Here is a 12796-nt window from a genome sequence, read left to right as displayed (position 1 = left end):
ATGTCGATCGCCGCTGACAGCAACCCCAAGTTCGCCGCCTACGCCCACCCGGAGCGGTTGGTGTCGACGGACTGGTTGGCGGAACACCTGGACAAGCCGGATAACCTGGTGGTCCTGGAATCCAACGAGGACATCCTCCTCTACGAAACGGGCCATATCCCCGGCGCCCGCAAGATCGACTGGCACACCGACCTCAACGACGCCGACACCCGGGACTTCGTGGACGGCGAGGCCTTCGCGCAGCTCATGTCCCGCAAGGGCATCACCCGCGACTCCACCGTGGTCCTCTACGGCGACAAGAGCAACTGGTGGGCCGCCTACGCCCTATGGGTCTTTACCCTGTTCGGCCACGAGGATGTCCGCCTGCTCGACGGCGGCCGGGACAAGTGGGTTGCCGAAGGCCGCCCCATGACCACGGACAAGGTTTCCGTGCAGCCCACCGACTACCCCGTGGTGGAGCGCCGCGACGAACAGATCCGCGCGTTCCTGCCCGACGTCGTCGGCCACCTGGGCAAGGGACCGCTGATCGACGTGCGCTCCCCCGCCGAATACACCGGCGAACGCACGCACATGCCCGACTACATGGATGAGGGCGCCATGAAGGGCGGGCACATTCCCACCGCGAAGTCCGTGCCGTGGGGCAAGGCCGCCGCCGAAGACGGCACGTTCCGCAGCCGCGACGAGCTCGAGGCCCTCTACAAGGACGGGGCGGGCCTGCAGGAGGGCGACGACGTCGTGGCCTACTGCCGCATAGGCGAACGTTCCAGCCACACCTGGTTTGTCCTGAAGCACCTGCTCGGTTTCGAGTCCGTACGCAACTATGACGGATCCTGGACCGAGTGGGGCAACGCCGTGCGCGTGCCGATTGCCCGCGGTGAAGAACCCGGCAACGCACCCCGCTGATTTCCACCGCATAAAGAGAGATTTCCCCATGACCGCAACACCCGAAACCGCCATCCCGGACTCCTTGGCCGAAATCGTCGACGACTTCCAGGCAATGGAGGAAGCCGAGCGGCTGGAACTGCTGCTGGAATTCTCCCGCAGCCTGCCCGAGCTGCCCGCGGAAATCGCCGACCGGCCCGAACTGATGGAGCAGGTAGTGGAATGCCAGTCGCCGGTGTTCCTCAGCCTGGATGTGGACGACTCCCCCGAACACCTGGTGTCCCTGTTCTTCAAGGCGCCGCCGGAAGCACCCACTACCCGCGGGTTCGCCAGTGTCCTGTACGAAGGCCTGAACGGACTGCCGGCAGCGCAGATCCTGGCCGTGCCGGCCGATGTTCCGGACCGGCTGGGGCTCACCCGGGCCATCACCCCGCTGCGCATGCGCGGGATGTCCGCCATGCTGGGACGTATCAAGCGCCGGCTCGCTGAACACGAAAAGCTGAACCAGGCGTAGGTTTCACCGGCACAGCAGTTTCACCGGCACAGCAGGAGGGCAGCACCATGGCGGGCAACCGGGACAAGAACGCGGGCCGGAGCGCGACCCCGGCCACGCGTCTGCTGGACCACGGCAAGGTTCCGTACACCGTGCGTCATTACGAGCACGACGCCGGTGCGCCCTCCTATGGGCTGGAAGCGGCGGAGAAGCTGCAGCTGCCGCCGGAATCCGTGTACAAAACCCTGATGGTGGATCTGGGCGGACACCTGGCCGTGGCCATGGTGCCGGTGGCGCTGAACCTGGACCTGAAGAAATTCGCCGCGCTGATGGGTGCCCGCAAAGCCGTGATGGCGGACCGCCACGAGGCGGAGAAGCGCACCGGCTACGTGGTGGGCGGCATTTCCCCTCTGGGCCAGAAGCACGCCTCCCCCGCCGGCATCGACTCGCGCGTCGAGCTGCTGGACACCGTGTATGTGTCCGGCGGCCGGCGCGGCCTGCAGATCGGCCTTTCCCCCTTTGACCTGATCCGGCTCACGCACGCCGTCTCGGCCCCCATCGCGGCCGCCCCGGCCTGAGGGCCGCCTGTCTCGGGCTGCGGCCGGTGCCTAGCCCTTCCGCAGATGGTGCAGGGCGTAGCCGTAACTGAGCCGGGACCGCTGCGGATCGGCTTCCAGCCACGCGTCGGCGGTACCGTTCGGGAACTCCATCCGCACGACGTCGGCCAGCTCTTCCGGGCGGTCGAAGGTCCAGCTGCTCATCACCCGCGTGGTTGATGCACCGTGTTCCGCCCACCAGGACGCGATGTAGTCGCCCTCGCCCTGGCCGGCTGCCGCGTTGGCCGCCTCGAGCAGGTCCGCGAACTCGCCGTCGTCCTGGTCATTGTCGATGACCACCAGGGACCCGCCGGGCCGCAGCACCCGCAGGACCTCCGCCAGCCCAGCCGAGCAGTCATGCTGAGGCGACGGAAAAAAGTACGCAAACCGGGCATGGACTACGTCCACCGAACTGTCCGGAAGCGGGATGTGCTCCGCCGAACCATGCAGCACTGAGGCGCCGCCGGCCCGTGCCCGTGCCGCTGCCAGCAGCTCCGGATCGGGTTCGACGCCGATCACCGAGGCCGCCTGTTCCGCATACCGGGGCAGCCAGAACCCGGTGCCGCAGCCCAGGTCAAGGATGATGCGGCCCGCCCAAGGCGCGAGACGGGACAGGGCCGCCCATACATACTCCTCCCGGTCCAGGGCACGGTTCTCGATTTCGTACAGGTCCGGATGCAGGCCCTGGTTCCAAGCCCGGAAAAAGTCGGCAGGCATTCCGGCCCGGTCATGATTCAGCATTGGTTACTCTTCGGCATTGGTTCCCCCATTGGTGCTGCTTTTCCACCGAAGATACAGGCCCGACGCCGGGTGCCCGGCTATTGATCACCGTCCGGCAGGTCCCGCATTGCGCGCAGCGGTGACAGGACCAGCGGCAGGAACGCGAGGCACGCGAGGACCCCGGCAATCCAAAGGGCCGGCCGCGCTCCGTAGACCTGGCCCAAAACCCCGCCCAGAACCGCTCCTACAGGCTGGGTTCCCCACACCAGGAACCGCATGGTGGCATTCATCCGGCCGAGCAGCCGGTCGGGAGTCAGCCGCTGGCGGAAACTGACCTGTGCAATGTTGTAGACAACGGTGCCGCAGCTTGCGACCCCTAGGCCCGCTGCTCCGAGCCAGACCGTCCAGCCTTGGCTGGCTGCGGGCCACAGCAGCGCGAAAGGCGCCGTTGCCGCTACCGACATCCAGATGGAGCGGCCTTCGCCGAGCCATGCGGTCACCCGCTTCGCGGCCAGCGCACCCAGCAGGCCGCCCACGCCCAGCAGCGAGAACACGATTCCCATTTGCCCCGAGCCCAGCCCCAAATCGCGGGGCAGGAAAAAGATCAGCATCGCCATGTAGGCGGAAAAGGCCAAGTTGAACAGGCCGCTGGATCCGGCGACGGCGCGCAGCAGCGGGTTGCCCAGGACAAAACGAAGGCCCTCCGCGATGTCGGCACCGAGCTTGGAACCGGGATCCCGCACCGGCCGGGCCTGCGGCTTCCGGATCCGGAAAACGAAGAGCGCTGACAGCCCCATGGCCAGGGCATCCAAGGCCACGGCGAAGGGGGCGGTAAGCCATGCGATGAGCTGCCCGGCCGCAGCGGGGCCGCCCAGCTGGGCGACGGATCGCACGGTCTCCAAGCTGGCATTGCCTTCCACCAGCCTGCTGCGGCCAATCAGCTGCGGAAGGTAGCTCTGGTACGCCACGTCGAAGAACACGCTGAAGATTCCGGTCACCAGGGCCACGGCGTAGAGCTGCCAGATGGACAGCGCCCCCAGCCACCAGGCCAGCGGAATGGTCAGCAGGACCACAGAACGGATGACGTCGGAAGAGACCAGGACGTGCCGGTAGCGCAGCCGGTCCACCCAAACCCCGGCGGGCAGTCCGACCAGCAGGAAAGCCACGGTGCTCACGGCAGCAAGCACGCCTGCCTCCAGTTCGCTGGCGTCCAATGACAGGACGGCTACCAGCGGAAGTGCCAGGCCGGAGATCTCCTGCCCGAATCTGCTCAGCGCCGTGGAGTAGAAGAGGTTGCGGAAGTCGTGCTCCCGCAGGATCCCCCGGCCGCCCTTGCCTGCGGGGCTACTCTCCGTGACCTCTGCTGCGCTCTTCTCCGTCACCGCACTCTTGTCCGTCACCGCACTCTTGTCCGTCGCGGCACTCTTGTCCGTCGCGGCACTCTTCTCCGTCGCGGCACTCTTCTCCGTCGCGGCACTCTTCTCCGTCGTCATGCGATTGACTTTGTGCAATCGATTGAGTTTTGTCAATAGCCCTCTGATATTCTGCCCGCATGACGAAAGAGAGCCGCCAGGCCCCGCGGCGGCCGGCCAGCGAGGAAGAAGCCAAGGCCCTCGCCTCCGCAATACGGTTCCGGATCCTCCGGCTGTGCCTCAAGGAGCAGCTGACCAACAAGGAAATCGCCACCCGGCTGGGGGCCAATCCCGCCACGGTGCTCTACCACGTCCGCAAGCTCGTCTCCGCGGGTTTCCTCGAGGCGCAAGAGGGCCGGTCCGGGCCCAGCGGAGCCTATGAAGTTCCCTATCTGGCCACGGAAAAGTCCTGGAAACTGGAGTTGGACGGGCATGATCTCGATGTTCGCGGCGCAGTAGTCGGTGCCTTCGTCGATGAAATGGGGCAGGTCCCGGCGTCGGCGGAGGTCATGATTTCCCGGCTGGGGGTCCGCCTCACCAAGGCGGGGCATGACCGGTTCGTGGACCGGGTAATGGGCATCCTGGAGGAGCTCAAGGCGGAGGAAGCCGAAGCCGAAGAGGAAGCGGACAGCACCAGGTATTCCATCTTCCTGGCCGTGCATCCCGAGAACAGGGCTCCCGCCGCAGAGGAGTAACCGTGGTGGCCGGCAGCGCCGTCGTCGCGCTTTCCTCCGCGCGAGGCCGCGCCGGACGCCGCCTGACGGACCGCACTGGCGCTAATGGTCTTTTCCATTGTTGAATACACGGATGCCTACCGCTGAGATACGCCGCGCCACCGAAACCGACATGCCGGCCCTCGGTGCAGTGCATGTCGCTGCATGGCAGTGGGCGTACCGCGGTTTGATGCCGGACACCGTGCTGGACGCGATGGATGCCGGCCGCAGGGCCGAAGGCTGGACACGGCTGGTCCGGGAAGGAACCGTCCCGCAGCCGCACGTGGCCGTGATCGGCCCGGAAATGGTCGGGTTTTCCCACGCAGGCACCAGCCGCGACCACGACGCCGGCCCGCAAACCGGAGAGGTCACCTCCCTGTATCTGCGCGCACACCACGTGGGCACCGGATTAGGGCGCCGTCTCTGGGAGGCAGCACTGGATCAGCTGCGCGGCAGCCAGCACACGGAGGTCAGCGTGTGGGTGCTGGAGACAAACGTCCGCGGCCGGCGCTTCTATGAACGGATGGGGCTGGTCCCGGACGGCGCCGTCAGAACCGAAGTCCTCAACGGATCGCCGCTAGCTGAGGTGCGCTACCGCGCACCGCTGGCGGGAACAACGCACTAAGCCGGCTGCCCCGGGGCCCGGGCCGCCGGGGCTCGGAGCCCGGTCCCTGATCCCCCGCTACTTCCCCGGCTATTCCCCCGTACGGTGCTCCGCGGGGTGCCGGGTGCGGCCCAGGGCGCTGTTCAGCCAGCCCAGCACCACACGCTCCCAGCGTTCGGGATCCACGTTGTATTCCTTGGTGTGTCCGGCCTGGGTGAAGGGCTCGAAAGTGATGACTTCCGGGTTCTTCTCCGCCAATTCGGCTGACGGACCGTAGGGCACGAAGTCGTCATCCTTGCTGTGCAGGATCAGGGTCGGGATCCGGATTTCCTCTGCGCGGGTGACCCAGTCCATGCTCTTGAGGTCCAGCGGAGCGGCCAGTCCGGTCAGCGCCCGGCCGGCGGCGTTGGAGATCAGCCACTGTCCCAGCCGCCCAGCCTGCGCCGGAATCCGGTTCACCCTGGCGTGGTGCGCCAGCACATCCACCCAGTTGATCACCGGCCCGTCCAGCACCATGGCGCGGATGTAGCGGCTCAGCGGTGATCGGTCTGCAGCCTGCAGGCTGATCGCCCCGCCCATGGACCAGCCGAACAGGACGACATCCTTGGCACCGTTCTCCAGCGCGTACCGGATGGCGGCCTCGACGTCGTGCCATTCGGTGTGCCCCAGACCGTAGCGGCCATCCGCTGCGTAAGGGGCCTCGCCGTCGTTGCGGTAGGAGATCAGCAGGCTGCTCAGCCCGGCTTCACGCGCGGTGCGCACAGCTCGCAGGCACTCGGTGCGCCGCGCGCCCCGGCCGTGGACCATGACAGCCCAGGTCTCCGCCCCGGGGGTGCGCACCAACCAGGCCGGAGCGGTCCCGTTCTCCAGCGGGATCTGCACTTCTTCTTCGGGCATCCCGACGGCGGCCGGCGAGGGATAAATGGAACCGCTCCACCAGCCGCGCCGGGCCTTGGTGAGGTCACCACTGTAGACCTCTTCGACGTCGCGCTGCACGGTGCCCTCACGCGGCACGTAGGAGCGGATGGCACCGATCCGGGCGTGCCCTTCGCCGTTGTCGAAGTACAGGCTGTATGTCCCGTCCACGGTGGTATCCGCGTTGGCCGGGAGGATGACCTGGCGTCCGTGCTCGCTCTCGGTCACGGCCAGGATCTCCAGGTTCGAGTCGCGGGTGCGTGCCGGGGTCACCACCTGGCGGGCGAAGTAAACGCCCAGGCCCGACGCCGCCGCCACCACCGCAGTTGATGCCACCGCACCTATTCCGGCCCCGAAAGCGGTCCAGCGGACCCAGGGAACCACGGAGCGTACCGCAGCAGAACCGGCAGGAACTTCAGTAGGAACGGAGATAGCCATAAGACTATTCTTACCGACGCTGACGCCCTGCCGCGCATCGAGGCCGCGCCGCGCCGAGCCGTGCCGGAGCGGCGGGCATATTAGGCTGGTGGCCATGACCTCGACAATTGTGGTGCTGACCGAAGAATCGCTGGTTCCCGGCGACATTGAAAACCTGCGTGCCCTGGCCGGTGATACCCCCACCCGCTTTGAGGTGCTGGTCCCGGCCGATCCGGGCCGGAACCTGCTGGTGGACGTGCTGGACAACCTGAGCCTGCTGGAATTCTCCGCCGCGTTCAAGAACCTCACCGGTGACCGGCCCTCCAAGGCCGACGAGGTGAAAGCCGCCGTCACCGAACTGGCCGAATCGCTGGAACTGATGCAGGCCTCCGGCCTGGAAGCCACCGGCACAGTCACCGGCGAGGAGCCGGTGACCGCCGTCGTCGAAACCGCCAAGCGTACGCAGGCGGATCAGGTGGTGGTCATCACCACCCCGCACGCCATCGAAGACACTTTCCGCACCGACTGGGCCAACGAGGCCCAGGACCGGCTGGGCGTGCCGGTACTGCACCTGTACAGCGGCTCGGGATTTATTGGCGACTCTTAAGCGTTGACGCGGATATGACTACCGAAGAGAACGCCGGGACCATCCCGGTGCAAAAGTCCGACGAGCAGTGGCGCGAGGAACTGTCCCCCGAGGAATTCGCCGTCCTGCGCAAGGCCGGCACCGAACGGCCCTACACCGGCGAATACTGGGACACCAAGACCGCCGGCGTGTACCAGTGCCGGGCCTGCGGCAGCGACCTGTTCACCAGCAACGAGAAGTTCGATTCGCACTGCGGGTGGCCGTCCTTCTTCGCCCCGCTGGCCGAGGGCAAGGTCCGTTACCTGCACGACCGCAGCATGGGCATGGACCGCATTGAGGTCCGCTGCGCCAACTGCGACTCGCACATGGGCCACCTGTTCGAGGGCGAAGGCTTTGATACGCCCACCGACCAGCGGTTCTGCATCAACTCCATTTCGGTGAAGCTGGTACCGGGCGACGGCGCCGGCAGCACCACCGAACCGTAAAGGACCGGCGTTGGAGTACGGAGTTTTCCCGGCCGACCCCGTAACGGGGCCGGACATCCCGGACGAGGCAACGAACCGGTACCGGGAGCTGAGCGCGGACATTGCCTCCGGCGTCGGCGTGGTCTCCACCCGGCTGCGCGGGCGTGACTATGCCGCCACCGTCAGCGGTTTCCTCTCCGTCTCCTACGACCCGCCCACCCTGCTGGTGAGTCTCTACGCCGAGGCCCGCATCGCAGAGGCCGTGGTCGATGCCGGCAGCTGGGCCCTGAGCCTGCTGCCGGCACGGCTGCGCGGCACCGCCAACTGGCTCGCCAGCCCCGGCTCGCCCCTGGAGGGGCTGCTCAACCAGGTTGACTACGGCCGCGGACCGGAAACCGGCGCCGCGGTGATTGAGGGCTCCGTTGCCTGGTTCGAGGTACGCACCACGCAGGTGACGACGGCGGCCACCCACCTGCTCATCGTGGGCGAAGTGGTATCCATGGGCCGGCGCGCGTCCGCCGACGACGAGGCGGACCCGCTCGTCCACTTTGCAGGCGCCTACGCCCGGTTGGGCCGCTGAACCCGCCCGACCATTGTTTCCGGCGGGACCCAAACGTAACCTCGATGGACGGGGGAAACGTTCCGCTCACCGCTCAGAGGGTGCGGAACCACCGGTCCTGAGGAGATGCAAATGGGCACAGATCAGTACCATGAGCCGCCGTCTGAACTTCCCGCGGAAACCCGCACCTTTACCCGCATGTGCGCCAGCCTAAGTGAAGAAGCCGAAGCCATTGGCTGGTACGTGCAGCGGATGGCCGTTGAACCCGACGCCCAGTCCCGGGCCATCATGCTTGATTCCCTCGGCGAAGAGTTCAAGCACTTCAGCATGGAACTGGAGTTCCTGCTCCGCCGCACTCCCCTGTGGCGTGAAATAGCCCAAGGGATCCTCTTCACCGAGGGCGACATAGTCCGGCACGGAGAGGACTCCGAGGCCGAGGCCACCGGAGACTAGCCCGCCCGAGCAGTCCACCCATCCTCCGCTCAGGGAGGTGCCGCATGGCACGCAACAGCCTGCTGGACCGTTTCCGCCCCGTAGGTGCACCCGGTCCGGCCGGGCCCGCCGGAGTTCCGGCCGTCGATGACCAGGGACCGGCCGCTGAACTGATTCCCGTCTTCGAGGCCCTGGACTCCGCCATCGCGGCCGGGCAGCAGTTGACGGCCAAGGCCGAAGCCGACGCCGGATCCACCGTGGCTGCCGCCCGTCTCCAGGCCGCGACCCTGGTGGAGCAGGCGCACATGGACAGTGCAGCGGTGCGGGCCGACGCCGCCGCCCGGGTTTCCGCCGACGCTGCCCGGGCAGACGAAGACATGCTCGGCCGGGCCCGCGAACAGGCAGCCGAGCTGCGCCGCCGGGGCGAATCCCGGATACCCGAACTGGCCGGCGCGATTGTGGCCGACCTCGTCTCGGATTTGCTCGGGCGCGGAACGGACAGCAGCTAATGCGCGCGGACTGGGTGGCGGCCTCCGTCCGGGCACGGTCCATGGCCCAGCGCCGGGTCGGTGCCGGTACCTGCCGGGAAGTTGCCGCGATGGCCAGTCTTCCCACCGCCGCCGAGGCCCTGGCCGACTCTGTGTACGGCCCCGACCTCACCGCAGCCCGCTCCCTGGGCGAAGCCCAGCACGCCACCCGACGCACCGTCCTGTGGCAGCTGCGCGTCCTGGCCGGCTGGCTTCCCGCCGGCGGAACCCCGCTGATCCGGGCCGCCGCCGCCCGCTTCGAAGCGGACAACATCATTGCCCTGGCTGCTGCCCTGCACACCGGCACTTTGCCCGCGGGAACCGACATGGCGCCTGCTCCGCTCTACGATCTGGGCGGTCTGGCTACGGCCTGGCCCCGGCTGCGCACCGCCGAATCCCCCGAAACACTGCACGCCATGCTGGCCGCCAGCCCCTGGGGCGACCCCGGGACGGCAGCCCAGCTCCCGGACATCCTCACCGCCGTGTGGCTGCGCCGGCTGGCCGGCGCCGCCGCAGGTGCCCGGCCGTGGGCAGTGTCCGCCGCTGTCCTGCTGGCCGCCCGGCTGCTCCTGGTGGACCGGACCCGCCCGCCGGACCGGCTGGTCTCCCTGCTGCGGCCCTTGCTGGGCACCGGATGGACTGATGCCGCCTCGCTGCCCGAACTCGCGGTGTCCCTGAGCCCGGCCGCCGGACGGGCCCTAAGCGCCACACAGGACCCGCAGGGCCTCTGGCGAGCCGAAGTGCAGCTGGCCGCGCAGGTGGAAACCGACGGATTCGGCCTGCTCCGGGCCGGCCTGCCCGGACCCGACGTGGTGCTGGGCGCCATGGCCGTACTGGCAGCCGATGCCTGGCGCGTCCGGGCCGCCCTGGCCGCCGCGGCTGCCGGAACCGGCGGAAGCGAGGTGCTTGATGCCGTGGCGTGAAACCCTCAGCCCCCTGCGGATGGAGCGCATTGCCCTGGTCTGGCCGCTGGAGTCCCAGCGTGCCGCGCTCACCGAGGTGGCGGCCAGCGGCGCCGTCGAACTGGACCTCCCCTACGAACCCGGCGACGGTCCGGAGGAACTGGACCGGGCCGCGGAGGCCGCCGTTGTGCACGGACCGGTGGCCGCCCTGGTGGGCTGGTCCCCCACCCGGCAGCTGCCGGAACTGCGCACTGCACTGGAACCGCACGGCGCCGCCGCCGTCCCGCTGCGCCACCCGCGCGGTGTGCAGCCGCCCACCCAGCTCACCGGCACCGGCACGCCGCGCAAAGTCCCGCCGTTGCAGCGCCTGCTGGTGGACACCTACACCACCGTCCCGTACGCCGATCTGGATCCGGCCCGCATCGCGGGGGTGGCGTACGTGGTGATGTTCGGGATGATGTTCGGCGACGCCGGGCAGGGCCTGCTGCTGGTGATTGCCGGGCTGCTGATCCGGTTCCTGAACGTGCCCTGGCTGGAGCGCTACCGGCGCACCTGGCTGTTCATCACCGGCGCCGGCGTGATGGCGGTGTTCTTCGGGGTCCTGTACGGGGAGTTCTTCGGCCCCACCGGCGTGCTGCCGGTGCTCTGGCTGGAACCCCTGGAGGAACCTATTCCGCTGATCGTCGCCGCACTGGTCCTGGGTGCGGTGCTGCTGGCCGGCTCCTACGCCTTGGGCACCATCAACCGGGTGCGGGAAGGCGGCTGGGGTTATGCCTTGTACGCCCGCTCAGGGCTGGCCGGCGCACTGCTGTTCGCCGCGATCGGGCTGGTGGCCTGGGGGCTGCTGGCCGGCAGCGGGGTGATCCTGGTCTTTGCCGGCGTCGCGGCCCTGGTCGCCCTGGTTTTTATCTTCATCGGACTGTTCGCCGAATCGGGCGGCGGGGCCACGGGCGGGCTGCAGGCCACGGTGGAGCTGGTGGATACCGTGGTCCAGCTGGCGTCGAACCTGGTCTCCTTCACCCGGCTGGCGGCCTTCGGCCTCACCCACGCCGCGCTGATGATGGTCGTGTGGCAGGCCACCACCGCTATCTGGGAACCGGGTTGGCGGATCATCCCGGCCATTCTGATGTTCGTACTCGGCAACGTGCTCACGTTCGCCCTGGAGGGACTGGTGGCCGGAATCCAGGCACTGCGGCTGGAGTACTACGAACTGTTCTCGCGTGTTTTCTCCGAAGAAGGCCGCCGCTTCCGGCCCTGGAGCCCGTCCCTCGCCCCTGCTGAAAGGCACCTGCCGTGAATCCCTGGTTTGCCGGCCTTCCGCTGGTCCTTGTCCTAACCGTAGTGATTACCATTGGCGCCGTCGTACTCATGCGCCGCCGCCGCCGGGCCGGCGTCCGCGCCCTGCTCGGCTTCAACGCCGTGCTGATGGGCGGAGCCTTGGCACTGCTCGTCGCCGCCCTGAACGCCGTCCCGGCCACAGCGGGCGACGGCGGAGCTGCCGCAACCGCCGTCGCGGCGGCCACGGACGGCAGCGACAGCAGCGGCGCCGCCCTGCTGGGAGCGGCCATTGCCGTGGCCGGATCCTCCATCGGCGCGGCCATTGCGGTGGCCTACACCGGGTCCGCGGCGCTGGCGGCCATGAGTGAGCGGCCGGAAATTTTCGGCCGGGCCATGGTGGTGGTGGGCCTTGCCGAAGGCATCGCCATTTACGGGCTGATCATCTCGATCATCCTCATCGGGCAGGCATGAGCCGCCGCGAGGGCACCGTGGCCGCGCTGGGTAGTGCCGCCCTGCTGCAGGGCTACCGGCTAGCCGGCGCACTGCTCTATCCCGCCGCCGGTGCGGCAGACGTACGTGCGGCTTGGTTCCGGCTGCCGGACTCCGTGGCGGTGGTGCTGCTGACCCCCGACGCCGCCGGGCACCTCGTCGTCGAACGGGAGAATCCCCTGTCCCCGCTGACCATGGTGCTGCCCTCATGAGCCGGCTGCTGCAGGGGGCAGACGCCGCCCTGGCACCAGTGCGGCAGGCGCTGGCGCAGGACGCGGATACTGCCGCAGCCCGGACAATCGCGGCGGCGCGGCAGCAGGCAACGGACACCATGTCCCGGGCACAGGCGGAAGCTGACGGCATCCTGGCCGCGGCACGGCGGGACGGGGCCGAGGCCGCACGCGCTGAGGCGGCAGCGTCCTCCGCCCGGGCCCGGCGGCAGGCACGCCGGACCGTGCTGGCCGAGCAGGAACACCTGCGCTCCCTCCTGCAGGCACAGGTGCTGGAGCAGGCCCGTGAACTCCGCCGGGACCCGCGTTATCCGCAAATCCTCCGCAGGCTCACCGCCGAGGCGGACCGGCTGCTGGGACCCATGGCCTCGGTGACGGAGAGCTACAAGGGCGGCGTGACCGGCAGTGCCGGTTCCAGGCGCCTGGACCTGTCGCTGCCCACTCTGGCCCTGCAGGCCATGGATGACCACGCCGGGGAGGTGCGCAGGTTATGGGACGACGGGTAAGGAAGCCGGCTGCATCGGAAGCGTTAACAACGGAGGCGGCAACACCCGGGCCCGCAACACCCGGGCCGGCC

At 68.5% G+C, this 12796-nt stretch carries 18 protein-coding genes; 15 read left to right on the top strand and 3 right to left on the bottom strand.

Translation table 11 applies throughout. The annotated features are described in order from the left end of the window. From QNN98_RS07640 to ybaK, 3 genes are read left to right on the top strand one after another with little or no spacing between them, the layout of a single operon-like run. Entirely contained in the window at positions 1–903 is a 903-nt protein-coding gene (locus QNN98_RS07640) for a sulfurtransferase (protein WP_227926483.1), read from the top strand. A 28-nt stretch (positions 904–931) separates the two neighbouring features. Beyond that, positions 932–1396, top strand: a complete 465-nt coding sequence (locus QNN98_RS07635) for a SufE family protein (protein ID WP_227911034.1) — start codon at positions 932–934, stop codon at positions 1394–1396. A 47-nt stretch (positions 1397–1443) separates the two neighbouring features. Continuing rightward, positions 1444–1953 (top strand): Cys-tRNA(Pro) deacylase, encoded by a 510-nt coding sequence (gene ybaK / locus QNN98_RS07630; RefSeq protein ID WP_227911033.1) that lies wholly within the window; start codon positions 1444–1446, stop codon positions 1951–1953. Between the two features lie 30 nt (positions 1954–1983). On the opposite strand, the gene QNN98_RS07625 is transcribed toward ybaK, so the two are convergent. Together QNN98_RS07625 and QNN98_RS07620 are read right to left on the bottom strand one after the other, a co-directional pair. Next, positions 1984–2712 (bottom strand): class I SAM-dependent methyltransferase, encoded by a 729-nt coding sequence (locus QNN98_RS07625; protein WP_283996697.1) that lies wholly within the window; start codon positions 2710–2712, stop codon positions 1984–1986. A 77-nt stretch (positions 2713–2789) separates the two neighbouring features. Next, positions 2790–4184, bottom strand: coding sequence for an MFS transporter (locus QNN98_RS07620; protein ID WP_283996696.1), 1395 nt, complete (start codon positions 4182–4184; stop codon positions 2790–2792). Between the two features lie 59 nt (positions 4185–4243). Between QNN98_RS07620 and QNN98_RS07615 the strand changes: the two genes are divergently transcribed. Continuing rightward, positions 4244–4798 (top strand): ArsR/SmtB family transcription factor, encoded by a 555-nt coding sequence (locus tag QNN98_RS07615; RefSeq protein ID WP_227926486.1) that lies wholly within the window; start codon positions 4244–4246, stop codon positions 4796–4798. 112 nt (positions 4799–4910) lie between these two features. Then, positions 4911–5441 (top strand): GNAT family N-acetyltransferase, encoded by a 531-nt coding sequence (locus QNN98_RS07610; RefSeq protein ID WP_283996695.1) that lies wholly within the window; start codon positions 4911–4913, stop codon positions 5439–5441. 69 nt (positions 5442–5510) lie between these two features. On the opposite strand, the gene QNN98_RS07605 is transcribed toward QNN98_RS07610, so the two are convergent. Next, positions 5511–6773, bottom strand: coding sequence for an alpha/beta hydrolase family protein (locus tag QNN98_RS07605; protein ID WP_227911022.1), 1263 nt, complete (start codon positions 6771–6773; stop codon positions 5511–5513). A gap of 94 nt (positions 6774–6867) precedes the next feature. Here QNN98_RS07605 and QNN98_RS07600 point away from each other — a divergent pair, with 94 nt between their 5' ends. The 10 genes from QNN98_RS07600 to QNN98_RS07555 all read left to right on the top strand — a co-directional run bounded on the left by QNN98_RS07600 (position 6868) and on the right by QNN98_RS07555 (position 12725). Next, the gene (locus QNN98_RS07600) at positions 6868–7359 is read left to right on the top strand and encodes a hypothetical protein (protein ID WP_227911019.1); all 492 of its coding nucleotides are present in this window, start codon (positions 6868–6870) and stop codon (positions 7357–7359) included. A gap of 14 nt (positions 7360–7373) precedes the next feature. Then, on the top strand, positions 7374–7823 hold the full coding sequence (gene msrB / locus QNN98_RS07595) for a peptide-methionine (R)-S-oxide reductase MsrB (RefSeq protein WP_227911018.1): 450 nt from the start codon (positions 7374–7376) through the stop codon (positions 7821–7823). A 10-nt stretch (positions 7824–7833) separates the two neighbouring features. Beyond that, positions 7834–8382 carry a flavin reductase family protein gene (locus QNN98_RS07590; RefSeq protein WP_283996694.1) on the top strand — a complete coding sequence of 183 codons (549 nt, stop codon included), beginning with the start codon at positions 7834–7836 and terminating at the stop codon, positions 8380–8382. Positions 8383–8493: 111 nt separating this feature from the next. After that, positions 8494–8814, top strand: a complete 321-nt coding sequence (locus tag QNN98_RS07585; RefSeq protein WP_227911014.1) for a ferritin family protein — start codon at positions 8494–8496, stop codon at positions 8812–8814. A gap of 44 nt (positions 8815–8858) precedes the next feature. Beyond that, complete coding sequence (locus QNN98_RS07580; RefSeq protein ID WP_227926489.1) at positions 8859–9302, top strand: hypothetical protein; 444 nt, start codon at positions 8859–8861, stop codon at positions 9300–9302. Beyond that, on the top strand, positions 9302–10243 hold the full coding sequence (locus QNN98_RS07575; protein ID WP_283996693.1) for a hypothetical protein: 942 nt from the start codon (positions 9302–9304) through the stop codon (positions 10241–10243). Before QNN98_RS07580 ends, QNN98_RS07575 begins: the two co-directional genes overlap by 1 nt. After that, entirely contained in the window at positions 10230–11519 is a 1290-nt protein-coding gene (locus tag QNN98_RS07570; RefSeq protein ID WP_283996692.1) for a V-type ATPase 116kDa subunit family protein, read from the top strand. Before QNN98_RS07575 ends, QNN98_RS07570 begins: the two co-directional genes overlap by 14 nt. After that, positions 11516–11971: an ATP synthase subunit C gene (locus QNN98_RS07565; protein ID WP_229959426.1), complete on the top strand. Its 456-nt coding sequence runs from the start codon at positions 11516–11518 to the stop codon at positions 11969–11971. The genes QNN98_RS07570 and QNN98_RS07565 overlap by 4 nt, the downstream gene beginning before the upstream one ends. Next, entirely contained in the window at positions 11968–12201 is a 234-nt protein-coding gene (locus tag QNN98_RS07560; RefSeq protein ID WP_227911002.1) for a hypothetical protein, read from the top strand. Before QNN98_RS07565 ends, QNN98_RS07560 begins: the two co-directional genes overlap by 4 nt. After that, positions 12198–12725: a hypothetical protein gene (locus QNN98_RS07555; RefSeq protein ID WP_283996691.1), complete on the top strand. Its 528-nt coding sequence runs from the start codon at positions 12198–12200 to the stop codon at positions 12723–12725. The genes QNN98_RS07560 and QNN98_RS07555 overlap by 4 nt, the downstream gene beginning before the upstream one ends. Positions 12726–12796: the final 71 nt, after the last annotated feature.

It is taken from the genome of Arthrobacter sp. zg-Y1143, from assembly GCF_030125565.1.
Taxonomy (GTDB): domain Bacteria; phylum Actinomycetota; class Actinomycetes; order Actinomycetales; family Micrococcaceae; genus Arthrobacter_B.
Note: the sequence above shows the minus strand (reverse complement) of the source record. Positions and strands in the feature narration are given on the sequence as shown.